This is a genomic window from Terrimonas alba (assembly GCF_042434975.1).
Taxonomy (GTDB): Bacteria; Bacteroidota; Bacteroidia; order Chitinophagales; family Chitinophagaceae; genus Terrimonas_B; species Terrimonas_B alba.
In genome coordinates this window covers 463,943-479,330 of sequence record NZ_JBHMQM010000002.1, presented here as the reverse complement: position 1 = coordinate 479,330, position 15,388 = coordinate 463,943, and the positions used below count along the sequence as shown (strand labels likewise).

Sequence of the window (15,388 nt, the reverse complement as noted above, 5' to 3'; positions counted from 1 at the left end):
CCACATAAACGGACAAGCTGTTCTCCCGCTGCGGTAATACTCTTTCCTTCCTTCAATCGCATCTCATCTCATCTTAGTTAGTTGACGGTACAAAGCATACTGTTGAATAGAATAGCATAAATTTAGTGTTACATGCCATTTTGTATGAAATCTCTACTATTTACAGCTTTAGGGTTCTTATTGACAATTATTTCATTTGCTCAACCCTCTTTTGAGACATGGGAAGCGGAATCAAAAACAAACAAACGTCTATTGCCTCGTTATGGAGATCTTCCAAAAACGCAAGAGGAAATCAAATCAGACTCCAACTATATTAAGCAAATGATGGCACTGCCGCAATTCAAGACACGGAGAGAGGCTTCAAACCATCTGATTAGCTTAGGGTTTCAATATTATTATCGCCCAGATTTCAAAACCGCAATGTATCGCTTCAATCAGGCTTATTTGCTAGATTCAACAAATACTGATATATTCTGGGGATATGGTGCCATTTATATGGCATTTGGCCGCTATGACTTAGCAAAAAAACAATATGAGGATGGGCTATCTATTGATTCTATGAACACACATCTGATGACAGACCTTGCTACTTATTATATGGAGCAATTCTATTTGACAAGTCAAATGCCCAAAAATGATATAATCAAAGACACCAGGGCTCAGGCAAAACAATTCATTGATTCAGCAGTATATTATTTAAATAAATCCTACAAGCTAAACCCCAAAGATGTTAATACAGTTTACAAGCTTTCTATTTGTCATTGGAACCTTGAAGATTGTGTCAACGCCTGGAGATATTATGATGAGTCAGTAGCGCTTGGTGGAAAACCAATAACTGAAGAATATACTAGCGACCTAAAGAAACGTTGCAAACGATGACTCTAACAATAAAAACCTGCCGCCAGATATAGAAAATGAAAATAGTAATTTCAATACTCGGTATTCTGAATGGTGCCTATATGCTCCTTGATGGAATATTTGTACTGATTAAGGGTAAATATATCGGCCCTGAAAAACCCGGTCCCTGGGCAAATCTTTTTTACAAACTTAACATTGACGTTTTTAAACTGGGTCCGCTGTTTATAGTGTTTGGATTACTTTGGCTAACCTGGCTTTACAGTTTATGGACCAATCAAAGTTGGACACATCCGTTTGGAATTGTGCTGAGTATTCTCACACTTTGGTATTTGCCGGTTGGAACAATTTTCTCACTCATTATTTTACTGGCACTAATCTTTGCCAAACAAAAGATTGGGTTATGAAAGGTTATTGAATTTTCCTGTGATGCTGTTCCCATAAAATAACCCGGTCAGTCATCCTCGTTAAAACAGCAATGCCACTTTCATATACTTTGCTGAACGAGATCAAAGATTTGTCGCTTTGCTTTTTTGGATTCAGGAAAATTTAAGAACATCCATGCATGCGCCATGTCTTCATATTCATAATAGTCCAGCTTAATTCCACTGGCTGCCGCTATTCCCGCCAATTTTCTGGTATCAGCCGCCAATATATCTTTCGATCCCATAAAAACAGAAATTCTGCCAAGACCATTGAGTGAACCATTAACAGGACTTAGTAAATAATGAGCACGATCTGTATCACCAGCATATAATTGACCAGCCTGCATGAGACTTTGCTTATCTAAAAAGCGGTCGTTTGGTTCAATGCCGGCTATACCGGGGTTTGTCAATGTTATATCAAGCCAGGGTGAAAGCAAAATAATACGGTTGGCCTGAACGATATTTTCATCTCTCATCTTTTGTGCAAGGGCCAATGCAAAACCGCCACCTGCGGAATCGCCCATCAGTATGAAATCGTTCGGATCAATTTTCGAAATTAACTGCCGGTAAAGCTTAGATACCATGTCGAAAGCAGCCTGGTAACTATACGCAGGCGCATACGGGTAATCAGGAGCCGTAATGCTGCAGCCCGTAGTTTGTACCAGCTGAGCTAAAAACCTCCAGTGAAAAATATTAAAGTTTTGAACATAAGCACCGCCATGCAGGTACAGGATATGCTTATTGCCGGCTGGTTTGTTTTTGGGAGCCAGGGTGAAAACATTGCGGCCGTTTACCCGGAACTTTTGAATACGACAGGTTCTTTTCACCCTCCTTGTAGGTTCGGGACGATCAAAGAAAGAAGGTTTGCCTGAAATTAATTGCCTTCGCAGGTATCTTTTTTTATTAACTAATCGCAGCAGGAGGTTAAATAATTTGCTTTGCGTACTTGCCACTGGGAATAATTTAATAAATTAGAAATAGCACAGCGGGGAGCGACGGGATTGTTAATACATGCAGTGAAGGTACAAAACTACCGGGGGCAGCAACCCATTTATTGCAGGAAACAATGACTCATGACTGACCACATTCAGCACATAAATGATTTCTGGTTGCGGCTGGATAATGCAGCCAAGATCTATCCGGCTATAAAAAACAATGAACTTACTTCTGTTTTCAGGGTAGGCGCTGAACTAAAAGAAAGAATAAAAGCAAAACAATTCATTGAATCTATTCATTCATTGGAAGATCGGTTTCCTTATTACAAAGTAAAACTCAAAGCAGGCTTTTTCTGGTACTATCTTGAACCCGGAAACCTCCCCATTGCCACCGAGCCGGACCATTCCACACCCTGCAGGGCCTTTGAGAACTACGAACTCCTGTTCAGAGTGTTGGCAAAGAAAAATACTATTAGTGTTGAGTTCTCGCATATCCTCACAGATGCCACCGGGGCTTTTGAATTTTTAAAAACACTCCTCCTCACCTATTTTGAAAAATGTGGGTTTCCTGTTCCGCCAGGCATTCCTTTTCTATGGCGGGAAGAAGCGCCGGCGGAAGAAGAATATGAAGATGCCTATAAACGCTACTTTAAAAAGATATATACCAAACCGCCAAAAATACCGGCAGCATTTCATGTTCCTTTTCATTTGAACACTATACCCCGGTTCGGTGTATTGACCGCCATTATTTCGCTGGAGACCATTTTACAAAAAGCAAAAGAATATAAAGTGAGCCTTACGGAATACCTTACCGCTGTGTATTTATATTCTCTTCAAAAGATTTACGAGCAGCAAACTGCATTGAGAAAACGCACCGCACGGAAAATAGTAAGAATAGAAGTACCGGTCAACCTGCGCAGGATCTTTCCTTCCCGTACCATGCGCAATTTTTCACTGTATGTGATCCCCGGTATTGATATGCGCCTGGGTCACTACAGTTTTGAAGAGATTATCAAAACAGTTTATCACCAGATGCAGTTGGAAACCGATGAGAAGCTCATCAGCAAAATGATCTCAAGAAATGTAAGCGGTGAAAAGAATTCATTTGTAAGGGGCTTGCCTTTATTTATTAAATCATTTTTTCTTTCGAAGCTATATGCGCTGGGCACCGGCCAATATAGTGGCGTTGTCACCAACCTGGGACGTATTGATTTAGGCGCCGAAATAAATAACCGTATCGATAAATTCATATTTATTCCGCCGCCGCCTAATAAAATATTAAAGGTCAACTGCGGCGTAGTAGGTTTCGGCAATAAACTTGTATTAACATTTGGAAATATCACGACATCTAAAGAACTGGAAAGACAGTTTTTTACTTTTCTAACAAGCCGTGGGATCCCTGTCAAATTGATAACCCTTTAATGTATCAGCTCATGATCATTTGTAAAAACTGTGGTGTGCAGCTGGAGGCAGATATGCAGCATTGTCCTTTATGCGGGCAAGCTGTAAAAGGTAATGGCACAAACGAAGAGACCGCATTATACCCGCCGCAACCCATGTCGGGCAGAAACAAATTGACCGAACCCCAGAAAAAATTTACCTGGGAGATCATCTCGCTCATTCTTTTATCGGCCATCGCAGCAACATTTATCATTGACTTTATTATCAACCGAAAAATTACCTGGTCCGAATACCCAGCCGCTATCAGCCTTATTATTTTTTCTTATATCTCCCTGTTTGCATTCTCGCAGCAAAACAGTTTTCTTCAAATGCTGATTGGTTTTGTTTTGTCTTCAGTGAGTATGATAGTGCTTGATGCCCTCACAGGCGGCTTGAGCTGGGCGATACAACTGGGGATTCCGTTGCTTCTTGCGACTAATTTGATTGTGGCAGTTATGCTAGCTATTATCCGTGGATCAAAGTACAAAGGGATCAACCTTCTCGCCTGGGCATTTTTAGGCACCGCTCTTCTCTCCATTTGCATAGAAGCCATTCTGTCTTATTACCAAATGAAGGCATTTCGTTTTACGTGGAGTGTCATTGTTGGCGGCTGTATTGTACCGGTTGTGTTGGTATTGCTTTTTGTACACTTCAGGTTAAAGAAAGGCAGGAGTCTGAAAAAAACTTTTCACATATAAAGAGCAAAACGATAAGATCTCCCTTGCCCTGGTGTATATCCGCTATTGTTGTTGTATCATATCCGATAAACAATTATTCAGCTATGACTTTTTTATCAACAATTGAAATAACTTACCACGCTGACGGAATTTAATGCCGGGGTATCGGCAAGCCCTTTCCGTTAATTAAGTTAAAATGAAAAACATCCCAATCAGGTCCATTAAGTCAACGCAAAAAGAGCCGGTTTTTTCCGGCAGCTTTAGCATCCGGGATGTTAGGGACCTGCTGGCCGGAAAAGATATGGTGCAGGAACTTCACAGGCATGATTTTTTCTACCTGCTTGCGTTGAAAAAAGGAACCGGCAATCATGAGATAGATTTTACACCGTACAAAGTTTGTGACAATGCTGTTTTCCTGATGCGTCCCGGCCAGGTACACCAACTTACCCTGGAAGCAGGAAGCACGGGCTACCTCGTGGAATTTAAAACTGATTTCTATTACCCGCATGATAAGTCATCAAACCAACTATTACGCAGAGCCAGTAGTATGAACTTTTATCAGCCTGATGCCGATAGCTTCAAAAAGTTGCTTTCTATATTAACTTATATTTTCCAGGAGTATGCCGGCAAACAGGAAAGCTACCAGCAGGTCATTACAGCAAACCTGGATATTTTATTTATCGAACTGGTTCGACAACATAATAAACGCTCCCCGGACAATGTCAGTCCTTACACACAGGAACGTCTTGAGAAATTTTTAGAACTCCTGGAGACACATATTGCTGAACATAAACAAGTATCTCAATACGCTGCCAGGCTGAATCTTACCCCTTACCAGCTAAATGCTATCACCAAGGCAACACTAGGTAAAACCTGTTCAGCACTTATTGATGAACATATTATCCTGGAGGCCAAAAGATATCTTCTTGCAACATCTAACCAGGTAACCCAAATAGCCGATCACCTGGGTTACGAAGATGTTTCTTATTTTATCCGGTTCTTTAAAAAACAAACCGGGCATTCACCTGAATCGTTCAGGCACAACTTTAGATAAATCCAATACAATTACATTTTTGTCCTATCATGCTGCTTTCTACTGTAGTTACTTTTACGAACAAATAAAATAATTGTTCAAAAAAGTAATTATTATGAAAATGAAAGCAAGATTAATCGCCTCATTAAAAATCTGGATTGCCATCTATCCGTCCATCACGCTGTTTCTGTACACATTTGGGGAAGCACTATCCGTCCTGCCCTTGTATCAACGAACCTTATTGCTGACGTTGTCATTAGTTCCCTGGATAGTATTTGTGGGTGTACCTTTTGTAGATGCAATCATCCGTCTGATTTCTTCAAAGAAAGAAAGAAGATAAAACAGGAATTAGTGATAATTTAATAAAAACTATAAATCAGCAAAACATGAATGAACCCTGGATCGAGCGATGGAATGACAGATATCGTAAAGACGAGTTTGCGTATGGCGAACAACCTAACAACTATTTAAAAGAACAATTAGAGAAGCTAGCTGCTGGGACAATACTTTTCCCGGCAGAAGGTGAAGGACGGAATGCAATTTTTGCAGCCAATTTGGGTTGGACCGTTTCAGCCTTTGACATAAGCGTGGAAGGGAAAAATAAAGCCCTTCGGCTTGCCGCAATGAATAAAGTGACGATTGACTACCAGGTTGGTGAATTACCAGCATTGAATTACAGGGCCGAACAATTTGACGCTATTGCACTCATCTATGCACACTTTCCTGCAGGCATTAAATCATCATACCACCGGACGCTTGACAAATATTTGCGCAAGAACGGCATTGTTATTTTTGAAGCATTTAGTAAAAAACATCTTGACTATATCTTGAAGAACGAAAAAGTTGGCGGGCCAAAAGACATAGCTATGTTATTCTCCATTGACGAAATAAAGTCGGACTTTGCGAATTATGAGATAGTGGAACTAACAGAAAAAGAAATTGAATTGAGTGAAGGACTGTTTCATAACGGGAAAGCTTCGGTGATCAGATTTGTCGGGCGAAAAAAATAGCCTGTTGCTATTGCCTCAAATCAATGGAAATAAGCCGCCAAATATTCCACTTTTTATACTCTTTTAATATCAATATATTTATTGCAACGATTGCGCACGCCATATATTTGATTCAACTGATTAATAGCATTTAGCATGGAAGAAGTGCGCCTCTCCCAATCCGACGATAATAAAAACTGGAAACGCTGGGGTCCTTACCTGTCCGAACGGCAGTGGGGTACCGTCCGCGAAGATTATAGCCCTGAAGGACATGCGTGGAGTTTCGTGAACCATGACCTGGCCCGCAGCTATGCTTACCGCTGGGGCGAAGAAGCCATCGCCGGCTTTTGCGATGCCGACCAGGTCTTATGCCTCGCTCCTGCATTTTGGAACGGCAACGATACGATCTTAAAAGAACGGCTCTTTGGCCTCACCAATAATGAAGGCAATCACGGCGAAGATGTCAAAGAACTGTATTTCCATTTGGATTCTTCGCCCACGCATTCTTATTGTAAATTTTTGTACAAGTACCCACACAAAGCTTATCCCTACCTCGAACTGTTACAGCAAAACAAGAAAGGCCGCCATAGTCCCGAGCACGAACTCCTCGACACCGGCATCTTTAAAGAGAACCGCTATTTTGACTGCTACATCGAATATGCAAAGAATGATATCAATGATATACTCCTGAAGATAACGGTGTATAACCGGGGACCGGAGGCGGCTGTCATTCATGTGCTCCCCCATCTTTGGTTTCGTAATTTCTGGAATCATAACGGCCGCTTTAGCAAACCAAAGATTGCATCGGTTTCAACAAACTGCCTGCAAAGCACGTCAACACGTAATGGCAATTTTTTCTTTTACCACCAGGGTGGTGAACAATTATTTTGTGATAATGAAACCAACAACGAACGAATGTATCACCGGCCCAATGAGGCGGCCTATGTGAAAGACGGAATCAATAACTACGTGGTTAACGGGGAGGATACTGTCAACCCTAAAAAAGAAGGCACCAAAGCCGCTATTTGGCTTCAGCAGGAAATAGCAGCAGGCGGAAAAGCAGTTTATAAACTTCGGCTGAGCAAAACAGAACTGGATGCCCCCTGGGCTGATTTTGATACAATCGTTGCAAAGCGATTGATCGAAACCAATCATTATTACGAAAAATTAACACCCAAAAAATTATCGGGCCATCATCGCTCATTATTGCGCAGTTCCGTCAGTGGTTTGCTATGGACAAAACAATTCTATTACCTCGACGTGTTTAAATGGCTGTTTGGCGAACCCCATGAGAAGCCTCCCTTCCGGCATCAAAAGCGAAATTTTGACTGGCAACACCTCACCTGCCGCAATATCATTGCGATGCCCGACAAATGGGAATATCCCTGGTTTGCCGCCTGGGACCTGGCTTTTCATGCGGCCACCTTCATCCACGTCGATCCTTTTTTCGCCAAGCAACAATTGTTGCTCGTGCTGCGGGAATATTATATGCATCCCAACGGACAAATCCCCGCTTACGAATGGAACTTTAGTGATGTCAATCCCCCCGTACATGCCTGGAGTGTGTGGTATGTGTTTGAAGCGGATAAGAAAAAAACAGGTACTCCTGACTGGGACTTTTTGGAAAGAGCGTTTCAAAAATTGCTGATGAACTTTACCTGGTGGGTAAACCGGAAAGATGCCAGCGGTACCGATATATTTGAGGGCGGTTTTCTTGGCCTGGATAATATCGGTGTGTTCGACCGCAACCATATGCCACCGGGCATCCGAAAATTGCAACAAGCCGATGCTACCAGCTGGATGGCCATGTATGCCATCAATATGTTACGCATCTCGCTGGAATTAGCACAGCACAACAAAGCCTATGAAGAATCGGCAGCTAAGTTTTTCCGGCATTTTTTGAATATCGGCTGGGCCATGCACCATATTGGCAAAAAGGACATTTCATTGTGGGATGACCAGGATGCTTTTTATTACGATGCCATTCAATTTGAAAATGGAACCAGCCAACGATTGCGCATCCGCTCGCTGGTAGGCATCATCCCTTTATTGGCCGTAGAGATCATGCACAAAAGCATTTTTGAAAAACTGCGGGAGTTTAATACCCGGTTAGAGGTTATCCGGCTTACCCGCCCCGATCTGACCCGTATCATTTCTGATATTGAAAAAAAGAACAAGGACGACAATTATCTTTTTGCCATCATGATTGGTGACAGGCTGGAGCATTTGCTGAAACGCCTGCTGGATGAAGCGGAGTTTTTATCAGACTATGGTATCCGATCCCTGTCAAAATGCTACCAGGATAAACCTTATGAGTTCGGTTACCAGGGCAGTAATTATGTGATCCAGTATGAACCCGGGGAAAGTTCCAGCGCTATGTTTGGTGGCAATTCGAACTGGCGCGGCCCTATCTGGTTTCCGTTGAATTATTTGATCATTCATGCCATTCGGAAATATTATACCTATTATGGGGATGCTTATACTTTTGAATTTCCGGCCCGGTCAGGTAACAAGCTTACGCTGAAACAAATTGCCAATCAACTGACCAAAAGGCTCTTGAAAATTTTTGAACAGAATGACAAAGGACAATTTCAATATCATGGCCCTCATCAACCCCAATGGACAGACGATCATTTCAAAGACCATCACTTGTTTTATGAATTTTTTCATGGTGATACCGGCCAGGGTTTGGGCGCCTCGCATCAGACCGGGTGGACTGCTCTGGTGGCTAATTTGTTGTTGGAGATGGATGAAGAAGAGTAGTTGATTATCTTTGGCAACTTTGTTTGTCCCGACAACAATCAATGTATAATGCTAAAAGGCAACATTACGACTTCTGGGTTTCTTTGAATAGCAGGTCTTGTAGCATAAATTAACGTGTTGCCTGAAATGCAAAAATCACACAGATATTAAATTGAAAATTTGAAAACTTCATTACTCATAGTTCTATTAACATTCTTCTTGACTAGTTGTCCCGGACAACAAGTTCAGCCGAAAGAGGAAAAAATATATTACGACACATTGAAGCTCTTTGAACCCAAAATGGGTAAAGAAGATATTGCATCCCCGCAGGACTACAAACATTGCATTGATTTAACTCAAAGCGGTTATATAATAATGATTAACGCAACAAGATATCGCAGGTCAAATGAGCAGGAATTAATAGCATTCATAAAAAACAATAGAAAGGATATCAATAGGCAAAAAATAAGTATCATCTCCGACTCAATAACTTCTTATGAGAAAATTGTAAATACACTTGACATAATAACCGAGCAAAAAATCAAGAATTATAAGCTTGTTTCAGTTGATGGAAAACTTCCTCAGACATCACCAATTATCGTTCAAAGCACAAAGTCATTCACAAAAGATATAGATGTTACTGACTCGACAGTATTAGTAATCTTAATTTTGGATAATTCTTTCGAAACTTCACTATTAAATAAAAGAACCATTCACAGACAAATATCAGAGCTTGATAAATTCATTGGTAACAATAAAAAAAACATTGATCCGTATAAAATAGTAGTTACTAGCGCAGGGACCTTGCCGTACAAAGTTGTAGAGCCAGTCATTTCTCTTTTAACAAAGCACGAATATCATAATTATCACATTAGTTCCAAGAACTGATTCTAATGATGCACATGCAGGCAACATGCTTGGCTCCATGTGTACACGTTAACCAATAAAAGGTCTGTTATCGCCACACAAACACGCCACAAAGGTTGCCGGGTTCATGCAACGAAACCTGGCAAGCGGCTGTCATTCGGGTTGCGAATAATCAATACATAAAAGAATACTATTTTTGCCCCGCTTTACGCAGCAGGTCATTTACCTGTTTTTAAGATGTACCTTATTTTATAAACAATAACGATAATGTCACAAAAAATGAAACCCAATATCTTAGGATGGAGTTGTACAATGATCGCAGCAGTTCTTGTACTAACCGGATGTTTAAAATCGCCTGACAACATCACCCAGCCGCCTGCCACGGCCTATGTTTCAATTATGCATCTCGCACCCACCGCACCTTCCCTTGATGTTTTTTTTAATGAAACTAAAGTATCCAATGCCTCCTTCGCTCCTGGCACTGTCACCACGGGTTATAATGCGGTGGATAAAGGCGCCTTTGCGGTAATATTTAAAAAAGCAGGCTCGGATAGTATCGTTGCATCCATATCACCGGCAGAGTATGATTCGCTCAATTATTATACGTTGCTGATCTATAATCAGCAGGCAGGCGGTGCGGCAAGCGCCACCCGCATCAGGGATGATTTTTCGACGTTGACAAACGATAAAGCGTATTATCGGTTCTTTCATGCCAGCCCAAACACCGGCGCGGTGGATATCTATATCGATAATATAAAAGTGCAGAGCAGCCGTATGCTCGCAGATAATACCGGCTATGACGCATTGAATAAATTTTCAGCCACTACTTCCGGTACCCACGACATACAGATCAAGCTGGCCGGGACTGAAACGGTAATTGCCACTCTTACGTATACAGATCTACTGCCGGGCAATGCCTATACTTTTTATTTAAAAGGCCTGGAAGGCGGCACTGGCGCCAACCAGTTATCGATCGGGCTACTGCGGGCTAATTAAAAAGGAGACCGCTATCACCATTATTTTAAACCACGTTTTTTAATAACACAAACCTGGAAATGCCGGCAAATCATTTTGCCGCATTCTCTTTTTTTCCTTTTGTGTCAATAACGTATTGAGCCAAACTGGCGCCAACCTTCAGTCCTGTTTCGTTGTCCGTCTGAAAATGAATACCTGCATAAAATCTTGAGTCCGCACACTCCTGGGCCTTAGCTCTGAAAAACACAGCATCCGCCGGGAAAAAAGATGAAAGTATACCGGCCGCAGTAGCCGACGCTGTGGCGTGACCGGAAGGATAACCCGGGAAGGGCGGTGTTTGAACTAATGGCACGTAAGTGGTGTCGTATTGAAAAGGCCGTATTCCCCAATAGGCATATTTGGCATCCATAATGACGATGGCTGCTTCATGAAATGCTACATGAAGCAACGTATATAGCCGGGCACATTCGGGTGTATTTCTGTCGAGTCGGTACTCAAATATTTTTTTGCTGGCAAGATCCGTCCAGAAGTCCAGCCCGCTGAGGGCATGCCAGCGAAGGGCCTGCTCATCTGTTTTAAAATTTCTTTTAAACTCCCTGAGTGCACGCATGTCTTTTGCAAAATCCGGCGGTGCAGGCGGCCTGAACTGGTCAGGAGATTTCAGCACAAGAGGTTTGAAGCCCACCACATTGATACCAACGGGATGTGGTCCACGCCATAGTCCCGGATCATTGGGCATAGTGCCATTCCAGGCTTTATCCGATCCATCTTTTTTGGCTTCTTCAATCACAATAGCCGCCACCTGCTCGCCAAGTTTCCAGCCGGCCGACACATCGCTGGGAAACTGCACCCCTGCGTAAATTCTTGACTGCGCTGCCTCATTTGCCAGTTTCAATATTGAATCGGCTTTCTCAGGAAAAAAATAAGCAAGTACATGTGCAGCTGCTGCCGCTGTCACGGAATGTTCGCATGGATAAGAAGGCGTAGCCGGAGCTGAGATTACCGGCTTAAATGAAGACGTGATTTCACCCGGACGTTTTCGCTGGTAATTGTATTTTGCTTTCCATGCTGCAACAGTAGCATCGTAAATGGCCATATTCATCCAGGCAGCAGGTTCCCGGGTAAAAGCAGTAAAATTTTCGAAAGTGGTGAGTTGACAAGCTATTTCATTCCAACGGTATGACGGGGCGCCTGCATCCCAGTATTGTATCCGGCCCAATATCTTCTCATCCTGCTTTGTTATTTTATCCTTTATTTCTGCCAGCTCTTTTTGTGTTTGCGTTTTATCCGGCGGAGCGGCAACACTTACCTGGTTTAAGTCTTTGAGCACCCAGGTTTTCCAATGAGCAACATCTCTTGAAGATTGTGAAAAGGCATAAAAAAAGACTCCGGAAAGTAAAATGCTTAAAACCGGTTTCGCTATGGTAAAAACGAATGGGTAAGGTGCAGACATGGCTTAAGGTTTTCGGTTATTAAAAAATAGGCGCAAGAAGAACTTCATCAAATGAAGGAGAATGATGGCTATTCAAAGCTATCTTCAATACATGTAAATGGATATGCTTTGCAGTTCAAAAATTTTACCATAGAGTTCAATATTCCGGGTCAGGATAGCGAGATGCTGTTGGCAAAAAATTGTTTCCTGTATTGTAGCGGAGATTGGCCGAATTGTTTCTTAAATACTTTGTCAAAATGAGCGATGTTTTTAAATCCGCTTTCCTGCGCCACGTCCATCACCTGCATACCAGGTTGTTTTAAGAGTTTTGCCGCAGCACCCAGTCTTTTTTCCAGCAGCCACCGTCCGGGTGAATTGCCAAACCTCGCCTGGAAATCCCTTTTAAATGTAGATAAACTCCGGTGACAAAGCCGCGCATATTCCTGCAACTGCAGGTTGTAAAGACAATTAGTTTCCATAATTTCCTGCAGATCGTCCATACCGGTCATTGCCAGCCGGTAGAAATAAGCTGTTAGTTCCCTGTTTTCCTTATTGGTGATAATATGAAGCAATAGCTCCCTGAATTTTAATTCCACCAGGTTTTCGGGAGGTTGAGTGGTCAATGAAAAATAGGCAAGCACCGATTGATAAAAAGCTTCCATCACCTCTGTAGTATGCACCGGCAGCACTTTCTGTGCTGAAAGCATTGCCAGGTCGACGGGAGGAAAGAGGGCTATATTTTCTCTGACAAAGGAACAAATGTATTTGTCGGGAACATAAAACATCAATGCACAAAAACTATCATCGTCTACTCTTTCTACTCCCAGGCCTCCTTTCTTTACGAACATAGTGGAACCGGCTTTTAGATACCACTCATGTTCACGACTGTACAGGTTGTGTCGCCCGGTCATCACATAAATAAAAACATTATGCTCCGCCCACTCCTCTCCTTTTTTAAACTCAGGAGGACATTCATTGATCAGAAATAATAAATCTTTACAGGAAAATTGCTTAAGCTGTTCCGGGTGGGCTCTTACATGGTCGTAGAAGTTTAGCATAACGCCGGCTTAATTGCTTTTACTAAGTTAAAAAAATGGCCGTAAATAGCCGCAGTTTTACACAGTTGAACTTTCTTGCCTGGCCGTTTCACCGTCATCAAATTGCTTTCCCGCATTTAATTCCGCGGTAAATAAAAAAATCCCCTAAAACTGTAAGAAATTCATTGCGGGGCCGACTAATGTATAAAGCCACAAACCCGGATGGAAAAAAAATTCATTGAACTGGTCAACGATTACAGGGCATTAATATTTAAAGTATGCAATTTGTACTGCCGCGATCCTGAGAGTTGCAGGGACCTGTTCCAGGAAGTAGTGTTACAACTTTGGAAATCGTATGCCGGCTTCAGAAAAGAGTCAGCCGATAGTACCTGGATCTATAAGGTGGCGCTCAATACTGCAATCTCCAATCTCCGCAAGGAAAACCGAAGCCCGCACAAAAAGCCCCTTGACCTGGAAGAATTGGAGATACCGGATCTTTCAATTGCAACTGATGAAAACGAAAGCAGGAAACTTTTGCATCAGGCCATCGACAGGTTATCGGAAATAGAAAAAGCCATCATCCTGTTGTACCTCGATGAAAAGAGCTATGATGAGATCAGTGAGATCATCGGTATTTCCACCAGCAATGTGGGTGTCCGGCTCAACCGCATAAAAAATAAATTAAATAAAACCATTAAAACAAATTAAAATGACAATTGAAGAATTAAAAGGCGCATGGCAGCAATACAATCAAAAGCTTGTGTTTTCGCAGCGACTGAATGATCGACTTATCCTGAGTATGCTGAAAGAAAGATCCCGGTCGAGGGTATCTGCAATCAGGCGGGAAAACTGGCTCTATATGGTATGGATGATCGTCGTCCTTGTATTCCTGGGCGGAGTTTTTGCCGGCAATCCTTTTGATTTCACTCAAACATGGCAATACATACCTTATGGTGTATTGGCAGTGGGTGTGATCCTGGCCATCATCTCGCTGGTCAACAGCCTTCGGAACTTTACAGTAGATATAAACAAAGCTGACCTTGGCACTTTCTTAAAGAGAACCATTGAAGAGTATGAGAAAAACAAAAAAATACAGGCCTCCTTTGGCATCATTATGTTGCTGGCCGGCATTTCAACTGTATTCTCTTTCTTACCAAAAAAGTTGGAGCATAAGGAGCTGTGGCCGGCATTGGGAGAAACGGCATTGATGATCGGCATAATTTTTCTTATTTATTTCCTGGCTTTTAAATTTGGAGCGTTTAAAAACAGGAAAAAAGAGGGTTTTGAAAATGATCTGAAAGAGTTGAATGAATTAAAGGCACTTTCTTCAGAATTAGGAGAATCAGCAGCCAGTTAAGAAGGCCTGTAACTGCAGATCGGGACAATGAGTAAATTTGTTTTATAAGGTGTAGGATAAAGACGCCTACACCTATTATCACTTAATTCTATCTCCCGCAGACTCCAGTTTACCGGAAATAGGTACCAGTTCTCCCACCTTGCCTAATCCTTTCGGCGGCATATTATTGTAGATGCATTCATATTCGCCGGCATGCACTTTATAAGTTTCGTGCCAGATACCTACATCGCCATTGCTTCTCACTTTAGTATTAAATTCTTTCCATGCAGGATAGTGTAACGCATCCCTGTCTTTAGCATAAGCTTCAAGATCTTCAAAGGATCGCCAATACTGAACAATCGTTCCAAAACTGAATTCGGCGCCAAGAAATCCTGTTTCGCTACTGTCTTTTGCTTTCAGCTCATTCAGCATCCGCGGCATGGCTCTCGCTACAGGCAACCATTTGTGTATTTTCCAGAATTTATTGATCCGCATACCAATAAGGAAGACAACGAAATCACCTTCCAACTTTACCGTCATACGTTGGTTGATTGTTTTTGGCATAGCTAAAAATTTTTATGTTCTGATAAGTTACTAAAATGAAATTAGATTTTCTACCAGGCCGGGTTCTTGATTTTGTAGGCA

16 protein-coding genes are annotated in these 15,388 nt (G+C 42.0%); 12 read left to right on the top strand and 4 right to left on the bottom strand.

What is annotated here, in order from left to right; translation table 11 throughout:
- The first annotated feature begins 144 nt into the window (after positions 1-144).
- Entirely contained in the window at positions 145-879 is a 735-nt protein-coding gene (locus ACFEL9_RS06825; RefSeq protein WP_385887517.1) for a tetratricopeptide repeat protein, read from the top strand.
- Positions 880-914: 35 nt separating this feature from the next.
- Positions 915-1,262: a hypothetical protein gene (locus ACFEL9_RS06820; RefSeq protein WP_385887514.1), complete on the top strand. Its 348-nt coding sequence runs from the start codon at positions 915-917 to the stop codon at positions 1,260-1,262.
- Between the two features lie 80 nt (positions 1,263-1,342).
- Here the strand turns inward: ACFEL9_RS06820 and ACFEL9_RS06815 are convergent, their stop codons facing one another.
- Entirely contained in the window at positions 1,343-2,233 is an 891-nt protein-coding gene (locus tag ACFEL9_RS06815) for an alpha/beta hydrolase (protein WP_385887511.1), read from the bottom strand.
- A gap of 120 nt (positions 2,234-2,353) precedes the next feature.
- Between ACFEL9_RS06815 and ACFEL9_RS06810 the strand changes: the two genes are divergently transcribed.
- From ACFEL9_RS06810 to ACFEL9_RS06775, 8 genes are all read left to right on the top strand, one after another.
- Entirely contained in the window at positions 2,354-3,637 is a 1,284-nt protein-coding gene (locus tag ACFEL9_RS06810) for a hypothetical protein (protein WP_385887509.1), read from the top strand.
- 11 nt (positions 3,638-3,648) lie between these two features.
- Positions 3,649-4,353 (top strand): DUF6320 domain-containing protein, encoded by a 705-nt coding sequence (locus tag ACFEL9_RS06805; protein ID WP_385887506.1) that lies wholly within the window; start codon positions 3,649-3,651, stop codon positions 4,351-4,353.
- 175 nt (positions 4,354-4,528) lie between these two features.
- Positions 4,529-5,386 carry an AraC family transcriptional regulator gene (locus ACFEL9_RS06800; protein ID WP_385887504.1) on the top strand — a complete coding sequence of 286 codons (858 nt, stop codon included), beginning with the start codon at positions 4,529-4,531 and terminating at the stop codon, positions 5,384-5,386.
- A gap of 94 nt (positions 5,387-5,480) precedes the next feature.
- The gene (locus ACFEL9_RS06795; RefSeq protein ID WP_385887501.1) at positions 5,481-5,705 is read left to right on the top strand and encodes a putative antibiotic biosynthesis monooxygenase; all 225 of its coding nucleotides are present in this window, start codon (positions 5,481-5,483) and stop codon (positions 5,703-5,705) included.
- Between the two features lie 46 nt (positions 5,706-5,751).
- Positions 5,752-6,375, top strand: coding sequence for a class I SAM-dependent methyltransferase (locus ACFEL9_RS06790; RefSeq protein ID WP_385887498.1), 624 nt, complete (start codon positions 5,752-5,754; stop codon positions 6,373-6,375).
- Positions 6,376-6,510: 135 nt separating this feature from the next.
- Positions 6,511-9,117 (top strand): MGH1-like glycoside hydrolase domain-containing protein, encoded by a 2,607-nt coding sequence (locus tag ACFEL9_RS06785; protein ID WP_385887496.1) that lies wholly within the window; start codon positions 6,511-6,513, stop codon positions 9,115-9,117.
- Between the two features lie 159 nt (positions 9,118-9,276).
- Positions 9,277-9,984, top strand: a complete 708-nt coding sequence (locus ACFEL9_RS06780; protein WP_385887493.1) for a hypothetical protein — start codon at positions 9,277-9,279, stop codon at positions 9,982-9,984.
- Positions 9,985-10,242: 258 nt separating this feature from the next.
- Entirely contained in the window at positions 10,243-10,959 is a 717-nt protein-coding gene (locus ACFEL9_RS06775; RefSeq protein ID WP_385887490.1) for a DUF4397 domain-containing protein, read from the top strand.
- A 70-nt stretch (positions 10,960-11,029) separates the two neighbouring features.
- Here ACFEL9_RS06775 and ACFEL9_RS06770 read toward each other — a convergent pair whose 3' ends face one another.
- Positions 11,030-12,391, bottom strand: a complete 1,362-nt coding sequence (locus ACFEL9_RS06770) for a phosphatase PAP2 family protein (protein WP_385887488.1) — start codon at positions 12,389-12,391, stop codon at positions 11,030-11,032.
- A 149-nt stretch (positions 12,392-12,540) separates the two neighbouring features.
- Positions 12,541-13,428, bottom strand: a complete 888-nt coding sequence (locus tag ACFEL9_RS06765; protein ID WP_385887486.1) for a helix-turn-helix domain-containing protein — start codon at positions 13,426-13,428, stop codon at positions 12,541-12,543.
- Between the two features lie 201 nt (positions 13,429-13,629).
- Here ACFEL9_RS06765 and ACFEL9_RS06760 point away from each other — a divergent pair, with 201 nt between their 5' ends.
- Positions 13,630-14,115, top strand: coding sequence for an RNA polymerase sigma factor (locus ACFEL9_RS06760; RefSeq protein WP_385887483.1), 486 nt, complete (start codon positions 13,630-13,632; stop codon positions 14,113-14,115).
- Between the two features lies 1 nt (position 14,116).
- The gene (locus ACFEL9_RS06755) at positions 14,117-14,764 is read left to right on the top strand and encodes a hypothetical protein (protein WP_385887480.1); all 648 of its coding nucleotides are present in this window, start codon (positions 14,117-14,119) and stop codon (positions 14,762-14,764) included.
- Between the two features lie 78 nt (positions 14,765-14,842).
- On the opposite strand, the gene ACFEL9_RS06750 is transcribed toward ACFEL9_RS06755, so the two are convergent.
- Positions 14,843-15,307, bottom strand: a complete 465-nt coding sequence (locus tag ACFEL9_RS06750) for a DUF4188 domain-containing protein (protein ID WP_385887478.1) — start codon at positions 15,305-15,307, stop codon at positions 14,843-14,845.
- Positions 15,308-15,388 lie beyond the last annotated feature (81 nt).

Excerpts from the sequence above, each read along its gene's own strand:
- ACFEL9_RS06825 (WP_385887517.1), top strand. The coding sequence starts at position 145 with ATGAAATCTCTACTATTTACAGCTTTAGGGTTCTTATTGACAATTATT.
- ACFEL9_RS06820 (WP_385887514.1), top strand. The coding sequence starts at position 915 with ATGAAAATAGTAATTTCAATACTCGGTATTCTGAATGGTGCCTATATG.
- ACFEL9_RS06810 (WP_385887509.1), top strand. The coding sequence starts at position 2,354 with ATGACTGACCACATTCAGCACATAAATGATTTCTGGTTGCGGCTGGAT.
- ACFEL9_RS06805 (WP_385887506.1), top strand. The coding sequence starts at position 3,649 with ATGATCATTTGTAAAAACTGTGGTGTGCAGCTGGAGGCAGATATGCAG.
- ACFEL9_RS06800 (WP_385887504.1), top strand. The coding sequence starts at position 4,529 with ATGAAAAACATCCCAATCAGGTCCATTAAGTCAACGCAAAAAGAGCCG.
- ACFEL9_RS06795 (WP_385887501.1), top strand. The coding sequence starts at position 5,481 with ATGAAAATGAAAGCAAGATTAATCGCCTCATTAAAAATCTGGATTGCC.
- ACFEL9_RS06790 (WP_385887498.1), top strand. The coding sequence starts at position 5,752 with ATGAATGAACCCTGGATCGAGCGATGGAATGACAGATATCGTAAAGAC.
- ACFEL9_RS06785 (WP_385887496.1), top strand. The coding sequence starts at position 6,511 with ATGGAAGAAGTGCGCCTCTCCCAATCCGACGATAATAAAAACTGGAAA.
- ACFEL9_RS06775 (WP_385887490.1), top strand. The coding sequence starts at position 10,243 with ATGAAACCCAATATCTTAGGATGGAGTTGTACAATGATCGCAGCAGTT.
- ACFEL9_RS06770 (WP_385887488.1), bottom strand. The coding sequence starts at position 12,391 with ATGTCTGCACCTTACCCATTCGTTTTTACCATAGCGAAACCGGTTTTA.
- ACFEL9_RS06765 (WP_385887486.1), bottom strand. The coding sequence starts at position 13,428 with ATGCTAAACTTCTACGACCATGTAAGAGCCCACCCGGAACAGCTTAAG.
- ACFEL9_RS06760 (WP_385887483.1), top strand. The coding sequence starts at position 13,630 with ATGGAAAAAAAATTCATTGAACTGGTCAACGATTACAGGGCATTAATA.
- ACFEL9_RS06755 (WP_385887480.1), top strand. The coding sequence starts at position 14,117 with ATGACAATTGAAGAATTAAAAGGCGCATGGCAGCAATACAATCAAAAG.
- ACFEL9_RS06750 (WP_385887478.1), bottom strand. The coding sequence starts at position 15,307 with ATGCCAAAAACAATCAACCAACGTATGACGGTAAAGTTGGAAGGTGAT.